The sequence below is a fragment of the Streptacidiphilus cavernicola genome, assembly GCF_042510955.1.
In the GTDB taxonomy this organism is placed as follows: Bacteria; Actinomycetota; Actinomycetes; order Streptomycetales; family Streptomycetaceae; genus Streptacidiphilus; species Streptacidiphilus cavernicola.
On the sequence record NZ_JBHFAB010000010.1, the window covers coordinates 157,731 to 175,348 of the forward strand.

Here is a 17,618-nt window from a genome sequence, read left to right on the forward strand (position 1 = left end):
TTCACTTGACGCTCCCCGCGGTCAGGCCGGAGCGCCAGAACCGTTGCAGGGAGAGGAACATGACGACCAGTGGGATCACCGAAACGGTCGCCGCGGTGATCACCACGTTGAACGGGACGGCGTCGCCGATGCCGCGCTGGGCCTGCCAGCCGACCAGGCCCACGGTGACCGGCTGCAACTGGTCGTTCGCCAGCATCAGGGCCGGCAGCAGGTAGTTGGACCAGATCCCGACGAACTGGAACAGGAACACCGTGACCAGGGCCGGGGACATCAGCCGCAGGCCGATGGTGGTGAAGATCCGGACCTCGCCCGCGCCGTCCACCCGTCCGGCCTCGATCAGCTCGTCCGGCACCGACGCGGCGGCGTAGATCCGGGACAGGTAGACCCCGAACGGGCTGACCATGCTGGGGATCAGCACCCCCCAGTAGGTGTTGACCAGGTGCACCGGCGAGAACAGCAGGTAGAGCGGCACCGCCAGCAGCGGCTGCGGCACCAGCACCGCGGCGAGCACCACGTTGAAGGTGAACTCCCGCGCCCGGAAGGCGTACTTGGCCAGGGCGTAGCCGGCCAGCGCGGAGACCAGGGTGCTGACGGCCGCGCCGCCGCCGGCGTAGAGGGCGGTGTTGAGCAGCCAGCGCGGGTAGATCCCGCCCTGCCGGGTGAACACGTCCTGCACGTTGGCGAACAGGGCGAACCGGTCGCCGAACCAGAAGCCGTTGCCGCTGAACAGCCCGGAGCTGGTCTTGGTGGAGGAGACGACGAGCCACCACACCGGCGCCAGGAAGTAGACCGAGGCGATGCCCAGCACCCCGAGGGTGAGCCAGCGGCTCGCCGCGGCAGCGGGGTTCCCGGGCGTGGTCGACCGACGGGGGGCGGTCCACCGACGGGCTCCGGTCGGCTCACGGCTGGGGGTCGGCTGATGGGCGACGTTCGGCTGAACGGCCGTCACAGTGCCGCCCCCCGTCGCTGGACCAGCTTGAGGAAGCCGAACGAGAGCAGGAACGCCAGCAGCGCCAGGATCACCGATTCGGTGGCCGCGTAGCCGAAGTTGTTGTCGTCGACCGCGTTGTAGGCGGCGAAGATGGGGGTGTAGCTACTGCTGAGGTTGGGCGCGACATGCTGCAGCACGGCGGGCTCGTTGTAGAGCTGGGCGGTGCCGATGATGGAGAAGACGGTGGTCAGCACCAGTGCCGGGCGGACGATCGGGATCTTGACGTGCCAGGCGATGCCGAGCGCCGAGCAGCCGTCCATCCGGGCCGCCTCGGCCAGTTCCGGTGGGATGGCCTGCAGCGCGGAGTAGATGATCAGCATGTTGTAGCCGGTCCAGCCCCAGGTCAGCATGTTGCCGATGGTCGGGGCCAGCATGGAGTCCGAGGTCAGGTTGAGGTGCAGGCCGAGCGCGTGCCCGGCCGAGGTGATCGGGCTGAGGCCGGGGGCGACCAGGTAGGACCACATGAGTGCGCCGACCACCCCGGGCAGCGCGTACGGCAGGAAGAAGGCCAGCCGGAAGAAGCGCTTGAACAGGGTGCTCTTGGCGTCCAGCAGCAGGGCCAGCACCAGCGCCGTGCCCAGCATCACCGGCACCTGGACCGCGCCGATCAGCAGCACCCGCAGCAGCGCCGCCCGGAAGTCCCGGTCGTGCAGCACGTCGGAGTAGTTGCCGAGCCCGGCGAAGACCTTGGTCGGCGCGGACAGGCCGAGCCCGTCCCGGTGCAGCCTGAACATGCTCTGGTAGACGGTGTAGCCGATCGGGAGCAGGTAGGCGACGACGAACAGCAGCGCGAAGGGCAGCAGGAACGCGGCGGCGGTCCTGGCCCGCCGCCGCGCGTGGTGCGTGGTGGCGACAGTGCTCATCCGGAGACGCTCATCCCCTGCTGCTTCAACTGTGCGACCGTCTTGGCCTGGACGGTGTTCAGCACGTCCGGCAGGGTGGTCTTCCCCGAGGCGCTGGTGCCGAGGCCGTCGCCGAGGTCGGTGGAGGTCTGGGTCATGGTCGGTCCCCAGATCCAGGAGGTGTCGATGTGCGGGGTCTCCGCCTTGAACACGTCGAAGACGACCTGGCCGCCGTAGAACGGGTCCGGCGCGGACAGGGCCGGGTTGGACAGGCCCGAGGTGGCCGCCGGGTAGATGCCGGTCACCTTGATCAGGTTGCTGACGCTGGCCGGGTCGGTGCTCATCCAGGCGGCGAACTCGGCGGCCTCCTTGGGGTGCGCGCAGCCCTTGAGCACCACGGTGGCCGAGCCGCCGTCGTTGCCGTAGACCGGGTTGGCCGCGTCCCAGACCGGCATCGGCGCGACCGCCCACTTGCCGGAGGTGCCCTTGACGCTGGAGGCCAGGATCGGGGTGTCCCAGACCGCGTTGACGTCGGAGAGGATCTTCCCGTCCGCCATGTCCTTGTAGAGGGTGGGGTCGTAGCTGGGGTCGGTCTTCAGCAGCTTCTTGTCCAGCAGGCCCTGCCAGAAGCCGGCCACCTTCTGGTTGGCGGCGTTGTTCACCGAGACCTGCCACTGCCCGCCGCTGGTGCCGAACCACGGGGCGCCGGCCTGCCAGGCCAGCCCGGCGTAGTTGTAGGCGTCGTTGCCGAGGTCGCCCAGGTAGACGCTGGGGTCGGCGGCGTGCACCGTGGCCGCGTCGGCGGCGTACTCGGCCCAGGTGACCGGGGGCTTGCTGATGCCGTACTTGGCGAACAGGTCCTTGCGGTAGAGCAGGCCCATCGGCGCGGTGTCGACCGGGACGCCGTAGGTCTTGCCGCCGATGGTCACCTGGTTCCAGGTCCAGGCGGCGAACTGGTCCTTCGCCGGGGCCAGGTACTGGGTGACGTCCATCATCGCCCCGGCCGCGGCGAAGCTGGGCATGGTCTCGTAGCCGACCATGCCCAGGCACGGGGCGTTGCCGGCCTGAGCCGCCGTCAGCATCTTGGTGTAGCCGCCCTTGGAGCCGGACGGGGTCTTGTCGAAGGTGACCTGGATGTCCGGGTGCGACTTGTCGAACAGCGCGACCGACTGCTCGTAGCCGGGGGCCCAGCCCCAGAAGTCGAGCTTCACCGGGCCGGCGGCGGCGGACGGGCTCTGCGAGCTGCCCGCGCCTCCGCTGGAGCCGCACCCGGTCAGCGCGGTCAGGGTCGCGAGGGCGGCGGACAGTGCCACGGCAGCCTGTATCTGACGACGTCTCATCCGAAGTTCTCCTGAGAGGGTAGTGATTCGCGCTATTAATTAAAGTAGGATCAGAACTAAGGGAGCCAAAGTCAACACCTTGGGAACTTTTGATGCGGAAGGGTAGGGAGAGCACGTGAAGGCAGACCTGCGCGGCGGCACCGTGCACGAGGTGGTGATGGCCGGTCCGTCCAGGCCGAGCGACCGGGCCTCGATCCGGCGGACCAACCTCGGCCTGGTGCTGCGCCTGCTGCGCGACTCGGGACCGCGCTCGCGCGCCAGGATCGCCTCGGACACCGGACTGCCCCGGCCCACCATCACCAACCTGATCGCCGAACTGGTCGAGCTCGGCCTGGTCGCGGAGGGGGAGTCCGAGCGCGACGGCTCGGTCGGCCGCCCGAGCCAGGCCGTCGAGATCGACGGGCGGACCATCTGCGGGGTCGGCCTGGAGATCAACGTCGACTACCTGGCGGTGCTCGCGCTGACCCTGCGCGGCGACGTGGCCTTCGAACGGCGGATCGCCGTCGACGTCCGCACCGCGGGGCCCGAAGCGGTCCTGGACCGCGCCGCCGCGCTGATCCGGGAGGCGGGCGCGGCGGTCGAGGCGACCGGCGCGCGGGTGGTCGGCGTCGCGCTGGCCGCCCCGGGTAACGTCGACCTCGGCACCGGCCGGGTGGCCTTCGCCAGCAACATCGGCTGGCGCGACGTCGCCGCGGTGGACGGGCTGCGCCGACGGCTGGGCCGGGACGCCCCCGCGCTGCGGCTGGAGAACGACGCCAAGCTGGGCGCCATCGCCGAGTACCTGGTCGCCTCGGCCTCCGACATCCACGACCTGATCTACATCACCGGCGAGACCGGCGTCGGCGGCGGCATCATCTCCGGCGGCCAACTGATGCGCGGCGCACGGGGGTTCGCCGGTGAGATCGGCCATATGCCGCTGGATCCGGGCGGCCGTCCGTGCGCCTGCGGCCGGGTCGGCTGTTGGGAGACCATGGTCGGCCTCGGCACGCTGCTCCGGCACGCCGCCGACGCCGGCGACCCGGTCCACGACCCGTCCCTCGACGTCGAATCCCGGCTGGCCGACCTGCGCCGGCGCGCCGACGGCGGCGACCCGCGCACCCTCGACGCGCTCACCCGGATCGCCGACGACCTGGCCCTCGGCGTCGCGCTGCTGGTCGACGTGCTCAACCCCCGCGCGGTCGTGCTCGGCGGCTACTTCGCGGTCTTCGCCGACTACCTGCTGCCCCGGGTCCGCGACGGCGTCGCCCGCCGGGTGATCGCCGCCGACTCCGGCGGCTGCGAGGTGCTGCCGTCGACCCTCGGCTTCACCGCCCCGGCCCGGGGCGGCGCGTACCTGGCCCTGGACGCGGTGTACCAGGACCCGAGCGGGACCGCCTGAGCCCTCGACGGCGGGGGCTGTCGGCGGGTCATCGGCGGGCTGACGGGCGGGTGCGGTCGGGCTCCCGCCCCGTGCCCAGGCTCGGCTCCAGCCCGAACACCGGGAAGAGGGAGAGGTCCTGGAAGGCGTTGATCCGGCTGACGGCCGTGCCGTCCTGACTCAGCGTCAGCACGTGGATCGAGTGGGCGTGCAGCACGCCGTCCGCCTCCCGGTGGTACGTGGCCAGGGCCGGCTGGCCGTTGGCGGCGGTCCGCAGCACAGCGGTGCGGCCCGAGGTGATCGAGGTTCTGGTGGCCAGGAACCGGGTCACCGCGTCGCGTCCGCTGAACCAGTCCGGGTGCGGCGGCATCTCCAGCACCACGTCGTCGGTCAGCAGCCTGCTGATCGCGGCCACGTCCCCGGCCTCGAAGGCGGCGGTGTAGCTGTCCAGCAGGGCCCGGCGGCGCGGGTCGCTCGGCTCCCGCACCTGGTCCTCCGCGAGCGCCGCCCGGTCGATCTGGGTGCGGGCCCGTTGCAGCAGGCTGTTGACGGCGAAGACCGACACCCCGAGCAGCTCGGCCACCTCGGCCGCCCGCAGGTCCAGCACCTCGCGCAGGATCAGCACCGCCCGCTGCCGGGGCGGCAGATGCTGCAGCGCCGCGACCAGCGCCAGCCGCACCCCGGCCCGTGACGCGACCACGGAGGCCGGATCGGTCCGGTCGACGCCCCCCGGCCCGGAGCCGCTCCCGCTCCCGACGCCGAGCAGCGCGTCGGGGATCGGCTGCAGCCAGGGCACCTCGGGCAGCGGCCGGGCCAGCGGCCGTTCCGGCTCGCCGTTGGCCGACCCCAGCCCGGACGGCAGCGGCCGACGGCTGCGGTTCTCCAGCGCGCGCAGGCAGGCGTTGGTCGCGATCCGGTACAGCCAGGTCCGCAGCGACGACCGGCCCTCGAAGCGCTCGAAGGAGTTCCAGGCCCGCAGCATGGTCTCCTGCAACAGGTCCTCGGCGTCGTGCACCGAGCCGAGCATCCGGTAGCAGTGCGCCAGCAGCTCCCGCCGGAACGGATCGGTGAGCCGGACGAAGTCCTCGCTGCGCTGCACGGTGTCCGCCATCGCCATCCCCTGCCCTGTCGCTTTCGGTGCTGTCGCCTCTCGACGAGTACTGACCCCGGCGGTGAGCGGAACTCATCGGTGGATCGGGCCGGCGCCCCGGATCGGTACCGGGTGATTCCTGATCCGATCCGTCCCGTACCGAGGAGCAGTCCGTATGGCCTCCGTCGTCAGCACACCCAAGCAGCGCTGGGTCCTCGCCCTGGCGTCCACCGCCTCGTTCATGATGGCCCTGGACACCACCGCCGTCGCCACCGCGCTCAGCACCATCCAGCGCGATCTCGGCGCGTCCCTGGAGACGCTCCAGTGGACCGTCAACGCCTATGTCCTCAGCTTCGCCGTGCTGCTGCTCACCGGTGCCGCCCTCGGCGACCGCTACGGCCGCCGCCGGATGCTCGGCTTCGGCCTCGGCCTGTTCACCGCGGCCTCCGCCGCCTGCGCGCTGGCGCCCGGCATCGGCGTGCTGATCGCCGCCCGCGCGGTCCAGGGCGCGGGGGCGGCGCTGGTGCTGCCGCTGGCGATGACCCACCTCAGCGCCGCCTTCCCGCCCCGGCAGCGGGGGCGGGCGCTGGGCCTGTTCAGCGGGCTGACCGGGCTGGCCACCTTCAGCGGCCCGTTCATCGGAGGGGCGGTCGCGCAGGGGCTGGCCTGGCAGTGGATCTTCTGGATCAACCTGCCGATCGGCCTGCTCGCCGTGCTGCTGGTCCGGCTGCGCCTGGACGAGAGCACCGGGCCCGGCGTCCGCTTCGACGTCGGCGGCGTGCTCCTCGCCACCGGCGGGGCGCTCGGCCTGGTCTGGGGCCTGGTCCGGGGCAATGACGCGGGCTGGGGCAGCGCGGAGATCATCGGCGCGCTGGCCGGGGGAGCGGTGCTGACGGTCGGCTTCGTCCGCTGGGAGCTGCGCGCCGCCGCCCCGATGCTGCCGATGCGCTTCTTCCGGGACCGGACCTTCGCCGCCGCCAACACCTCCAACTTCTGCCTGACCGCCAGCCTCTACGGGACCCTGTTCTTCCTGGCCCAGTACCTGCAGGTGGCGCTCGGCCACGGACCGCTGGCGGCCGGGCTGCGGATGATGACCTGGACCGGGACGCTGATGGTCTGCGCCCCGATCGCGGGCAGCCTGGCCGACCGGCTCGGCGAGCGGCGGCTGCTGGCCGCCGGGATGCTGCTGCAGGCGGTGGGCGGGGTCTGGCTGGCGCTGGCCGCGACGCCGACCCTGCCCTACGACCGGCTGGTGGCACCGCTGCTGATCAGCGGCTGCGGCCTGTCCATGGCGATGCCCTCGGCGCAGAAGGCCGCGGTCGGGGCGGTCGCCCCGCGGGAGATCGGCCAGGCCTCCGGCGCGTTCAACATGCTCCGCCAGCTCGGCGGGGTCTTCGGCATCGCGCTGTGCGCTGCGGTCTTCACCCGGAACGGCGGCTACGCCTCCACCCGCGCCTTCACCGACGGCTTCGCCGCGGCGATGTGGGTGACGGCGGGGCTGGCCCTGGTCGGCGCGACCGCGGCGACGGCGGTGCGCAGGACCGGCCTGCCACGGGCGTCGGCGCCCCGCCCCGAGGCCGACGAGCGGGCCGCGCTGAGGGCGGAGGCGGTTGCGGAGACCGGGAGTTGACGCCCCGTCACTGGGGCGCTCCGGTCTGCGACGCTCGTCACGAGCCGGGTGCGAACGGCGCTTCGCCTTCCTTGTAGGCGCGGAAGCGGAGCGCCGACCAGGTCGCGTCGACGGCGACCTGGGAGACCGGACGGACCCCGAACCCGGCGAGGATCGGCCACAGCGAGTCGCGGTTGACGTCGGTCCTGTTCGCCTTCGGATACACGACCCACAGCACCGGCCGGGTCGCGACGTCGGCCCTGTGCTCGGTGAGGACCGCCCGGATCGACGCGGCGTCGTCGGCGAAGAGGACGGCGACGTCCGCGTCCCCGAGCCGGGTGCCGACCTCGACGCCCGCGGGCAGCGGGCCGAGCAGGCCGACCCGGTCCGGGTGGGACAGCCAGACGGTGTGCCCTGGCTTGATCACGAGCTTCTCGGCGACGGTCTTGGCAGCGGCGGCCATGGCGATTCCCTCCGGTCGGCCCCGATGGACGGCGATTCGCCCAGCCTATGCGTCCACGTCCGCGTCGGCGTCCGCGTCGGCGCTGGTCAGGGCCGTCGGGTGGAGTAGCACCTGGGTGCGGCGCTGGGCGCGGCGATGCAGGCGGTCAGGGTCGCGCCGCTGGTGGGCGCGGCGATCAGCGGGGTGTAGACGAAGGGGTCGAGGTTGCTGGGGTGGGCGACGGTGAGCCGCTGCGTCGGCTGACCGGGGATGCTGAGGGTGAGCACGTCACCCGGGGCCGCGTTCCATGCTCGGGCCCAGGCCGCGCGGCACAGCGGGTTGTAGCGGATCTCCAGGCCGAACCCGCCCGGGATCTGCTGGTGCAGCAGGGTCTCCGGTGAGACGCCGCAGCCGGTGGTCCCGGGGTCCATCGCGGTGCAGCGGGTGCCGGTGCAGCCGACGTGGAAACCGGAGGAGGCCCCGGCGGAGGGGGACCCGGTCGAGGTCCGGTGATCGCTCTGGTTGTTCGCGACGGCCAGGCTGAAGGCCGCGCCGACGAGCAGCGCGGCGAGGCCTGAGGTCGCGGCGATGCGGGCCCGGAGCCGGGGGCGGGCGGGGGGAGGGTCGGCCGGGGCCGGGGCCGGGGTCAACGGCGCGGCCGGGTCGGCCGTCGGCGGCTCGGCCGCGCCGGGCACCGGGGTCGGCGCCCCGGTCGGCTCGGCCGCTCCCGGCGGCACCGCGGCGGTATGCGGATGGGTCGCGGTGCGGCGGCTCCAGGCCCGCTCGGCCAGCTCCCACAGCGCCCGAGCCCGCGCCTCCGGCTGGTCGGCCGCGCGGCACAGGAACAGCACGGCCGACCAGGGCGGCAGCGACTGACCGGACAGATAGCGCTGCCAGGACGACTTGCTGTAGGGCGAGTCGGCCGCCAATGCGGCCAGGGCCAGGCCGGAGCGCTTGCGCAGGGCCTGGAGTTCGACGGCGAGGCGGGTGCATTCAGCGGGTGGCTGGTTCATCCGCGCAGCGCCGCCCAGGTCTTGGGGCCCACCTGTCCGTCGATGTCCAGGTGGAGGGCCTTCTGCGCCTGGAGCACCGCGGTCTCGGTGAGCGGGCCGAAGTTGCCGTCCACGCCGCCGGGGGAGAACCCGGCGCGTTGCAGCAGGCACTGCAGTTCGGCCACCTTGGGCCCGTACATGTCGACCTGCAGCGGGTCGGTTACGGTGCTGCTGTTCCCCGCGTACCAGAGCCCGTCCCGGCGGGCGTAGGTACAGGTGTAGGGGATCTGCGAGGCCACCACTACGGTGCTGTGCGCGGCCGGAGGGGTGGTCCTGACCGGACCTGAATTGGCGACCAGCGCCGAGACCGTGGCGCCCAGGGCCGCCGACACTACTGCGGTGAGGACGAACCGGGCCCGCAGCCCGCGCCTGGCGACTGCCGCGGGGGCCGCCGGTGCGGCGACCGCCGGTGCGCCTCGGTCCGGTTCGGCCGGGTCCAGGTCACCGCCCGTTGCGTCGTCGGCAGTCGAGGCGGCGGCGGTGGCTCCGGCGACTACGGAGGCTTCGGCGGGGGAGGCCCCGACGGTGACCGGGTCCTCCGCTGCGGTGGCCGTCCCGCGGCGCCAGGTCTCCGCCGCGGCCTCGTGCCGGGCCAGCAGGGGCACCGGGTCCGCTCCCGCCGACGCGGCCAGTGCCTCGACCGCCTCGCGCGGGGGCAGCAGTCTGCCGCCCAGATACCGTTCCCAGGAGGACGCGCTGTAGCCCGTGCGGGCCGCCAGGCGCCGCTGGGTCAGTCCGCTGCCGTCCTTCAAGCGGCGCAGTTCCCCGACGAACTCCACCGCTGCCGGGTCGAGCTCAGCAGGCAGTGCTTTCCAACGCGCCATTCCCACCACTCCGTTCCCCCAACGAGACTCCCCTGAGGCCTCGGCCGGGATCGTAGCGCCACCAGGTGTCGGGATGTGCGGGGAGCCCGGGTTTTGTGTGGAACCTGTCATTCGGGAACCGCTGCCGACGACCCGTCACACCGTCGTCCGGGTCAACTCAGCCGCAGGTCAGAGTGGCTGACGACCCGTGAACCCGGCAGATGTCCGATCGGGCTGGTGGGTCGGACCGGCAGCCGTCAGGCTCGGCCCGTCCCTCCGCTGCGGGAGACGTCCCGCCGGGATGTTCTCACCCACCTCTTGCCGTTCATTCAACCCCCCTGGAGCCACCGTGTTCAGAGCCGCCCTGGCGACCGGCGCCACCGTCGCGCTGCTGCTGATCGCCGCGCCGACCGCGTCCGCGACCCCGTCCGCGATCAACTACAACAGCACGTCCTGTCCGAAAAGCCTCACCGACGGCGAGAACGACGGCTGTGTCACCTACCTCCAGGAGCGCCTGAACACCCTCGGCTACGGCCTCAGCGTGGACGGGGACTTCGGCGCCCACACCCTCGCCGCGGTCGAGTCGTACCAGACCACGATGCACGGCTTCATCACCAACGTCTCGGTGGACGGCCAGGTGGGGCCGATTACCAAGGGCACCCTCGACTACCTGATCGGCAACCTCAGCACCACCCAGTACGGCGGCGGCGGCTCCTGCAAGGCAACCCTGAACGTGGACGGGGCGGCTGACACAGCATCAGTCACGATCACCGCCAGCGGCCTGCCCAGCGGCTACTACTGCTCCGGGGTGCTCTTCGCCGCGAACAACTCCACGCCCGACGTCGACTACAACGTGTCCAGCGTCCACGAGCAGTACGGCACGTCGAGCGTGACCACCTACGAGTACAGCGCCAGCGGGCGCGGCCTGTTCGCGGGCGTCTCGATGCACTACGCGAACGGCACCGACACGGCCTGGAGCAACTCCGAGGACTTCTGACACAACGTCAGCCTTGTTGAAAAAGAACCGATTTTCCGAACTCCGGCATCCGACGACCCGAGAGAGACCCCTGTGAAACTCAGCCGATCCCGCCTGAGGGCAGCGCGCCGCGCCCTGCTCCCGGTCGCCCTGGGCGCGGTCCTGGTCAGCGGCCTGGCGTCGCCGGCCATGGCGACCCCGGCCCCGATCGACCTCAACTCCGCCTCCTGTCCCACGAAGCTGGTCACCGGCGAGAACGACGGCTGCGTGGTGGAGCTGCAGACGCTGCTCAACACCCACGGCTTCGGCCTCGGCGTGGACGGCAGCTTCGGCGTCGGCACCGTGGCCGCGGTCCGCACCTTCCAGTCCGAGACCGGCATCGGCGTGGACGGCCAGGTCGACCCGCAGACCAAGGCCGCGCTGTACGTCAGCTCCGGCTCCGTCCCCGACCCGATCACGCTGACCTCGGCCCAGTGCCCGGCGAACATGGTCACCGGCGAGGACGACGGCTGCGTCACCGAACTCCAGGGCCTGCTGGACCGCCAGGGCGCGCACCTGTCGATCGACGGCGGCTTCGGCGCGGACACGGTGGCGGCGGTCAAGGCCTTCCAGACCGCGCAGGGCATCGGCGTGGACGGCCAGGTCGGCCCGCAGACCAAGGCCACCCTCTACGGGTTGAGCACCCAGGGGCCGCCGGCGATCAACCTGCAGTCCTCGCAGTGCCCGGCGAACATCGCCGGGGGTGAGCTGGACGGCTGCGTCACCACGCTGCAGAGCCTGCTCGTCGCGCACGGCGCGAGCATCTCGGTGGACGGCGACTTCGGCGCCAACACCCTGGCGGCGGTGAAGGCCTTCCAGACCGCCAACGGCCTGCACCCGGACGGCCAGGTCGGCGTGCAGACCAAGGCCGCCCTCTACGGCGGCGTCAGCACCGCGCCCGGCGCACCGGCCCCGCTGAACCTGCGGTCGTCCTCCTGCCCGGCCAACATGGCCGCGAACGAGCACGACGGCTGCGTGACCACGCTCCAGAGCTTCCTGAACTCCTGGGGCGCGCACCTCGCGGTCGACGGCGACTTCGGCGTGCACACCGTCGCCGCGGTGGAGTCCTACCAGGCCGCGCGCGGCATCGGCGTGGACGGCCAGGTCGGCGCACAGACCAAGGCCGCGCTCTACAACGACGGCGCGTACTACTGCCCGCCGACCGGCTGCCCGGGTCAGGGCCAGCCGATCCAGCCGTACGTGGTCGCCGCGGCAAAGGCGATGATCGCCACCAGCCCGCCGATGCCGTACTCCTACGCGGGCGGACACGCGACCACCCCCGGACCGGGCATCGGCCAGTGCATCGCGCCGGACGCCGGCTACGACAACGGCGTCTGCTACGGCTCGCACACGGTGGGCCTGGACTGCTCCGGCTTCGCCCGGCTGATGTACGCGGAGGCCGCCAACCGGGACGTCCTCGGCTCCGGCAGCACCGACAACGAGATCGCCAACCCGCTGGCGACCCTGGTCCCGCTGAGCAAGGCGGTCCCCGGTGACCTGATCTTCTTCGGTCTGAGCACCGGCAACACCGACCACGTCGGCATCTACGCGGGCACCGTCAGCGGCGTCCCGATGATGTACAACGCCTTCGACACCGGCACCAACGTCCGCGAGGAGCCGGTCAGCGACGCCGACAACTCCAGCCACCCGCTCCTGGGCTACTACCACTACAGCGTCACCGTCCCCGTCGCGGACTGACCGGTCGGGGCACGCCTGCCGGGGCGCCCGCCACCTCCCAGCGGCGGTGGCGGGCGCCCCGGCTTCCTTTTGTCCATGCAAACATTGCATAATGCAAATATGGATGACGACGCCACCGTGCACCCTTCCCCGGTGAGGCCCTCCCCGGCTCGGCTGCTGACGCTGCTCCAGGAGTCCAAAGGCGGGCTGCTGGCCCTGGCACTGCTGGTGGGCGCAGGGGCCGGGCTGGGCGCGGTGGCGTTCCGCTGGATGATCAAGACGTTCACGCTGCTGCTGTCCGGCCACGCCGACTACTCCGCCGCCGGTCACGCCGCCAACCCGCAGGTGCCCTGGCTGGGGCGCTGGTTCGTGCTGCTGGCGCCGGTCCTGGCCGGACTGGTCTACGGGCCGCTGGTGCAGCGCTACGCCCGCGAGGCCCGCGGCCACGGGGTGCCCGAGGTGATGTACGCGGTCGCCCGGCGCGGTGGCCGGATCGCGCCGCAGGTGGCCCTGGTCAAGTCGCTGGCCTCGGCGCTGTGCATCGGCGGCGGCGGGTCGGTGGGGCGGGAGGGGCCGATCGTGCAGATCGGCTCCGCGCTCGGGTCCAGCCTGGGCGGGTGGGTCAGGGTCGCCGAGGACCGGCTGAAGATCCTGGTCGCCTGCGGAGCGGCGGGCGGTATCGCGGCCACCTTCAACGCGCCCCTGGCCGGGGTGTTCTTCGCGATGGAGCTGATCCTGCGCGACTTCACCGCCGAGTCCTTCGGCATGGTGGTGCTCGCGTCGGTCACCTCCAGCGTCATCGGCCGTGCGGCGCTGGGCAACCACCCCTTCCTGCACCTGCCCGCGCTCCAGGTCGACCACCTGTCCCAGTACCTGCTGTTCGCCCTGCTCGGCGTGGTCGCCGGGGCGCTCGGGGTGGGCTTCAGCAAGGTGCTCTACCGGATCGAGGACGCCTGCGACGCGCTCTGGCGCGGCCCCGAGTGGGCCCGCCCCGCGGTCGGCGGCCTGCTGCTGGGCGTGCTGCTGCTGCTCCTGCCGGAGATGTACGGGGTCGGCTACCCGGTGCTGGAGAACGCGGTGGGCGGCAGGTACGTGATCGGCTTCCTGCTGCTGCTCCTGGTCGGGAAGATCGTGGCGACTAGCCTGACCATCGGCATCGGCGGCTCCGGCGGCGTCTTCGCCCCGTCGTTGTTCATGGGCGCGATGCTGGGCTCGGCCTTCGGGATCGCCGCCCACGACCTGCTGCCGGACGTCGCCGGACCGGTCGGCGCGTACGGCCTGGTCGGGATGGGCGCGGTCTTCGCCGGTGCGGCCCGCGCGCCGATTACGGCGGTGATCATCCTCTTCGAGCTGACCGGGGAGTACAGCATCATCCTGCCGCTGATGACCGCCATCGTGCTGGCGACCGGCGTCAGCCGGGCCCTGTCCCACGAGACCGTCTACACCGCGAAGCTGCGCCGCAGGGGCGTCGACCTGGACGCGCCGGAGCAGGACGACGCGGTCGTTGGCCTGAACCCCGCTGGCCCGGTCGCCGCCGTCGTCCCGGTTCCGTCAGGTCCAGCCGGGCAGCCCCAGGCCGGAGTCTGAGCCGGGGCGGGTGCCGGAACCGCCGGCGGAGCCGGAGCCGCCGCTGCCGGGAGCGACCGGCTCCTCCCCGGCGGCCCGGGCGAACGCCCGTAGCGCGGCGACCATCGGGCCGCGGCTCTCGGCGGGCATGGTCGAGACGATCCTGGTGATCTCCGCCTGACGGCGGTCGGTGACCTGGCGCACCACCTGGCGTCCGGCGGCGGTCGCGGTCAGCAGCACCACGCGCCGGTCGGCGGGATCGTGGTCGCGGGCGACCATCCCGGCGGCGGTCAGCCGGTCGACCATCCGCAGCGCGGTGGACGGGTTGACCGCCAACTGCTCCGCCAACCCGGTCAGATTGGTGGGGCCGCCGCTGTCCAGCACCACCAGCATCCGGAACTGAGGGACGGTCAGCGCCTCCTCGATCGCCGCCAGCGAGCGGGCGGAGACGGCGACCAGCACCCGGGAGGCGGTCACCATGGCGTCCACCACCTCGTCGACGTCGACCAGATCCGGTGCGGGCTGAGGTTCGCGCATGTGAGTAGTTCTACCTGCTCGCCGCCACGAAGACGAACCTGCCCACCCGCCCGGGGGTTCTAGCCCGCGTTCTCCAGGCCGGGGCTGGGGGCGGTGCTGAGCGGTGGTGTCGGCTGCCTGCGGCGGGGAGCGCCGCGGAGGGTGGTCAGCGCCACCGGGACGCCGATCGCCACGATCACCGCGGCGATGACGATGGCGAACCGGTAGCCGTCCAGGAACGCGTGCAGCGGGGTCGCGCCGCCGCGCAGCGACGAGGACTGACGCCCGGTCAGGATCGCGCCGATGACAGTGACGCCGAGCAGCCCGGAGACCTCGCGGCCGGTGTTCAGGATGCCCGAGGCGGCGCCCGCCCGCTCCGGCGGCAGTACCGCGATGACCGCGCCGTTCAGCGGCATCATGGTGAATCCGGAGCCGATCCCGAGGGCGACGAACGCGGGCATCAGGTCCAGGAAGCTCCCGTGCTCGCCGACCCGTGCGGCCAGCAGCAGTCCGACCACGATCAGGGTCAGGCCGGAGCCGACCACCCGGGCCGCCCCGAACCGGTGCGAGACCGGGGCGGCGATCGCCGCGGTGACCGCCATCAGCAGCGCCATCGGCACGAACGCCGCGCCTGCCCGGGTGGGGGAGAAGCCCAGCACGTTCTGCAGGTACATCGCGGTGAAGAAGTACACCCCCATCACCCCGAAGCCCCACAGGACCAGCGCGGCATTGCCGCCGCTGAACACCGCGGACCGGAACAGCGACAGGTCCACCATCGGGTCGGCGGTGCGGGCCTCCACCGCCAGGAACGTCCCGAAGGCCGCCGCGGCCAGGGCGAACGCGGCCAGGATCAGCGGCGAGGACCAACCCCGGTCGTGGCCCTCGATGAGCGCGTAGGTGAGCGGGAACAGCATCAGCGTCGAGGCCAGCAGCCCGGGGACGTCCAGCGAACGTCCGCCGACCGGACGCTGCGCGGGCATCGAGTAGGCGGCGACGGCGATGGCGGCCACACCGATCGGCACGTTGATCAGGAAGATCCAGCCCCAGGGGAAGTGCTGGCTGATGAAGCCGCCGGTGAGCGGGCCGAGGGCGAGCGAGAGCGCGCCGGACGCCGACGATATGCCGATCGCGCGGGCCCGCTCCTTCGGGTCGGTGAACGTCGCGGAGATGATCGCCAGCGTCGACGGCATGGTCATCGCCGCGCCGACGCCCTGGAGGGCCCGGCCGAGGATCAGCACGGACTCGCTTCCGGCCAGCCCGCTCAGCAGCGAGGCCGCGGTGAACACGGCCAGTCCGGTCAGGAACATCCGACGCCTGCCGTAGAGGTCGGACAGACGGCCGCCGACGAGCATCAGGCCGGAGAACACCAGGATGTAGGCGCTGACCACCCACTCCAGGCCGGAGAGGGAAAGGTGCAGGTCACGCTGGACGGAGGGGAGCGCGACATTGACCACGTTGTTGTCGAGGAAGGTCATGAACGACGCCAGCGAGACTCCGGTGAGGGTCCCCCAGCGCCTGGACGGCAGCGGCATGCCCGGCTCCTGTACAGCGTTATTGTACGACGTATAGTTACGCGGCCCAGGAAACCCTGTATGCCGTACAGTTGTCAATCGGCGCGGTCGGACGGAGGTGGGGTCGGGTGGTGGAGCCGAAGCTCAGCAAGGACACGCTGGTGGACGGCGCGCTCAGGCTGCTCGACGCCGAAGGCATGGAGGCGCTGACCATCCGGCGGCTGGCCCAGTCGCTCGGCTTCACGCCGATGGCGGTCTACTGGCACGTCAAGAACAAGGACGAACTGCTGCTGGCCGTGTCCGAACGCCTCTGGAGCCTTGCCGACGTCGACACCGATCCCGGCCTCGAACCCCTGGAGCAGCTCCGCTCACTGTTCGCCGCGATGCTGGCGGTGCTCCGCGCACACCCGCAGGCCGCCCCGCTGCTCACCCGGACCGGCGCGGGGCGCAACAAGCCGTGCTTCGATGTCACCGAGACCACGCTGGGGGTCTTCGACCGGCTGGGCTTCACCCCCGAGCAGGGCGCCCAGCTCAGCCTCCAGGCGCTGTGGACCCTGATCTCCCTGGTCGGCAGCGAACCGGGCGCGCCGCAGCCCGGCGTCGCCGCCGACGAACAGGCCGAGAAGGAACGCTCCCGACGGGCCGCGTTCCTCTCCCTCGACCCGACCCGCTACCCGCACCTGGTCGCCGCCGCTCCGGCCCTCACCACCTGCGAACAACCGGACGCCTTCTACACCCTCGGCATCGAGGTCTTCCTCTCCGGAGTCGCCCACCTCGCCAACTCCAGTGCGGCGGGGCGTCGCTGACAGCGCGGGCCGACGGGGCCCTCCACAGCTGCGGGTCAGCCGCGGCCTCCGGCCTGATCGCGTCGCGCAACCGCGTCGGCGGTGGCCTGTCGTCCTGCTGCCTTGGCCAGTTCGGCTGCTCGGAGGCTCGGCCACGTCTGGGCTACCTCACTGGACGGCGGCGACAGCCGCGACCTCACCCCGGACCTGCCGCACCTACACCCTGCGCGGCATCGGGACCGCCTGCCGGGGGGACCGCGCCGTGATCACCGCCGCCGCACCCGATCACTTCGGCCTCTGACCGGTCAGCACCGCCGCCGCCAACGCGCCGAAGCGCCTGTTCACTTCGCCGGACGAGGCCTGGAACGGGCGGATCTCCGCCGACGGGCGGCTCGCCAGCATCGACACCACCGACCACAACCCCGGCATCCGCCGGTTCGCGGCCGGCCCCGGCCCGGCCCCGGGCACTCTTCCCCAACGGCGCCACCAGCGCCTACGGTTGGTCGGCGACACGTACTCACAGGGGGAGAGACAGCATGGACGCGGAACTGGCCGGGCTGGTGGGGTCGGGGGCCACGACGATCGTCGGACTGATGGCGACCGACCTGTGGACCCAGACCAGGGACCGGATCGGGCGGCTGTTCGCGCGTGGCGCGGATCCGGCCGCGGTCACCGCGGATCTGGAGGCCTCCCGCACGGAGCTGGTCGCGGCCCGGCAGGCGGGCGACGAGACGGCGGTCGCGGACGTGGAGGCGGAGTGGCGCAGTCGGCTGCGCCGCGTGCTCCAGTCGGACCCGGCCGCGGCGGCGGAGCTGCGGGCACTGCTGGACGAGGTCGGCCAGGGTCCGGCGGAGCAGCAGGGCACGGTGGTCAACAACACGCTCAGCGGCGGTGTCGTGCACGGCACGGTGATCATGGGTCGGGACATGCACGGCGGCCAGGTCTTCCACGCGGGACCGGGACCCGCCGCGCGGTAGCGGCGCAGGAGGAGGGCGGGGGACACGCCCCTCGCGCCGTCCGGT

The 17,618-nt window shown here is 72.3% G+C and carries 15 protein-coding genes and 1 pseudogene; 7 read left to right on the forward strand and 9 right to left on the reverse strand.

Features of this window, described 5'->3' with window-relative positions; translation table 11 throughout:
• Nucleotide 1: 1 nt before the first annotated feature.
• From ACEZDE_RS15845 to ACEZDE_RS15855, 3 genes are read right to left on the reverse strand one after another with little or no spacing between them, the layout of a single operon-like run.
• Nucleotides 2-949, reverse strand: a complete 948-nt coding sequence (locus ACEZDE_RS15845; protein WP_380536846.1) for a carbohydrate ABC transporter permease — start codon at nucleotides 947-949, stop codon at nucleotides 2-4.
• Nucleotides 946-1,854, reverse strand: a complete 909-nt coding sequence (locus ACEZDE_RS15850) for a carbohydrate ABC transporter permease (protein WP_380536847.1) — start codon at nucleotides 1,852-1,854, stop codon at nucleotides 946-948. Before ACEZDE_RS15850 ends, ACEZDE_RS15845 begins: the two co-directional genes overlap by 4 nt.
• Nucleotides 1,851-3,173, reverse strand: coding sequence for an ABC transporter substrate-binding protein (locus ACEZDE_RS15855; protein WP_380536849.1), 1,323 nt, complete (start codon nucleotides 3,171-3,173; stop codon nucleotides 1,851-1,853). The genes ACEZDE_RS15850 and ACEZDE_RS15855 overlap by 4 nt, the downstream gene beginning before the upstream one ends.
• A 115-nt stretch (nucleotides 3,174-3,288) precedes the next feature.
• On the opposite strand from ACEZDE_RS15855, the gene ACEZDE_RS15860 reads away from it, so the two are divergent.
• Nucleotides 3,289-4,551 carry an ROK family transcriptional regulator gene (locus tag ACEZDE_RS15860; RefSeq protein ID WP_380536851.1) on the forward strand — a complete coding sequence of 421 codons (1,263 nt, stop codon included), beginning with the start codon at nucleotides 3,289-3,291 and terminating at the stop codon, nucleotides 4,549-4,551.
• 28 nt (nucleotides 4,552-4,579) lie between these two features.
• Here the strand turns inward: ACEZDE_RS15860 and ACEZDE_RS15865 are convergent, their stop codons facing one another.
• Nucleotides 4,580-5,641: a sigma-70 family RNA polymerase sigma factor gene (locus ACEZDE_RS15865; RefSeq protein WP_380536853.1), complete on the reverse strand. Its 1,062-nt coding sequence runs from the start codon at nucleotides 5,639-5,641 to the stop codon at nucleotides 4,580-4,582.
• Nucleotides 5,642-5,795: 154 nt separating this feature from the next.
• On the opposite strand from ACEZDE_RS15865, the gene ACEZDE_RS15870 reads away from it, so the two are divergent.
• Nucleotides 5,796-7,250 carry an MFS transporter gene (locus tag ACEZDE_RS15870; RefSeq protein ID WP_380536854.1) on the forward strand — a complete coding sequence of 485 codons (1,455 nt, stop codon included), beginning with the start codon at nucleotides 5,796-5,798 and terminating at the stop codon, nucleotides 7,248-7,250.
• A 37-nt stretch (nucleotides 7,251-7,287) separates the two neighbouring features.
• Here ACEZDE_RS15870 and ACEZDE_RS15875 read toward each other — a convergent pair whose 3' ends face one another.
• The 3 genes from ACEZDE_RS15875 to ACEZDE_RS15885 all read right to left on the reverse strand — a co-directional run bounded on the left by ACEZDE_RS15875 (nucleotide 7,288) and on the right by ACEZDE_RS15885 (nucleotide 9,547).
• The gene (locus ACEZDE_RS15875; protein WP_380536856.1) at nucleotides 7,288-7,692 is read right to left on the reverse strand and encodes a hypothetical protein; all 405 of its coding nucleotides are present in this window, start codon (nucleotides 7,690-7,692) and stop codon (nucleotides 7,288-7,290) included.
• 86 nt (nucleotides 7,693-7,778) lie between these two features.
• A complete protein-coding gene (locus tag ACEZDE_RS15880; RefSeq protein ID WP_380536858.1) occupies nucleotides 7,779-8,684 on the reverse strand; it encodes a helix-turn-helix domain-containing protein in 906 nt (301 codons plus the stop codon).
• Complete coding sequence (locus ACEZDE_RS15885; RefSeq protein ID WP_380536860.1) at nucleotides 8,681-9,547, reverse strand: peptidoglycan-binding protein; 867 nt, start codon at nucleotides 9,545-9,547, stop codon at nucleotides 8,681-8,683. Before ACEZDE_RS15885 ends, ACEZDE_RS15880 begins: the two co-directional genes overlap by 4 nt.
• Before the next feature lie 328 nt (nucleotides 9,548-9,875).
• On the opposite strand from ACEZDE_RS15885, the gene ACEZDE_RS15890 reads away from it, so the two are divergent.
• From ACEZDE_RS15890 to ACEZDE_RS15900, 3 genes and pseudogenes are all read left to right on the forward strand, one after another.
• On the forward strand, nucleotides 9,876-10,523 hold the full coding sequence (locus ACEZDE_RS15890; RefSeq protein ID WP_380536861.1) for a peptidoglycan-binding domain-containing protein: 648 nt from the start codon (nucleotides 9,876-9,878) through the stop codon (nucleotides 10,521-10,523).
• 72 nt (nucleotides 10,524-10,595) lie between these two features.
• Nucleotides 10,596-12,239 (forward strand): C40 family peptidase, encoded by a 1,644-nt coding sequence (locus ACEZDE_RS15895; RefSeq protein WP_380536863.1) that lies wholly within the window; start codon nucleotides 10,596-10,598, stop codon nucleotides 12,237-12,239.
• A gap of 189 nt (nucleotides 12,240-12,428) precedes the next feature.
• Nucleotides 12,429-13,704: pseudogene (locus ACEZDE_RS15900) on the forward strand (chloride channel protein); the annotation flags it as partial.
• Nucleotides 13,705-13,769: 65 nt separating this feature from the next.
• Here ACEZDE_RS15900 and ACEZDE_RS15905 read toward each other — a convergent pair.
• Entirely contained in the window at nucleotides 13,770-14,321 is a 552-nt protein-coding gene (locus ACEZDE_RS15905) for a MarR family winged helix-turn-helix transcriptional regulator (RefSeq protein WP_380536865.1), read from the reverse strand.
• A gap of 59 nt (nucleotides 14,322-14,380) precedes the next feature.
• On the reverse strand, nucleotides 14,381-15,832 hold the full coding sequence (locus ACEZDE_RS15910) for an MFS transporter (RefSeq protein WP_380536867.1): 1,452 nt from the start codon (nucleotides 15,830-15,832) through the stop codon (nucleotides 14,381-14,383).
• Nucleotides 15,833-15,939: 107 nt separating this feature from the next.
• On the opposite strand from ACEZDE_RS15910, the gene ACEZDE_RS15915 reads away from it, so the two are divergent.
• Both ACEZDE_RS15915 and ACEZDE_RS15920 read left to right on the forward strand, forming a co-directional pair.
• On the forward strand, nucleotides 15,940-16,617 hold the full coding sequence (locus ACEZDE_RS15915) for a TetR/AcrR family transcriptional regulator (protein ID WP_380536869.1): 678 nt from the start codon (nucleotides 15,940-15,942) through the stop codon (nucleotides 16,615-16,617).
• A gap of 515 nt (nucleotides 16,618-17,132) precedes the next feature.
• Nucleotides 17,133-17,573, forward strand: a complete 441-nt coding sequence (locus ACEZDE_RS15920; protein WP_380536871.1) for a hypothetical protein — start codon at nucleotides 17,133-17,135, stop codon at nucleotides 17,571-17,573.
• Nucleotides 17,574-17,618: the final 45 nt, after the last annotated feature.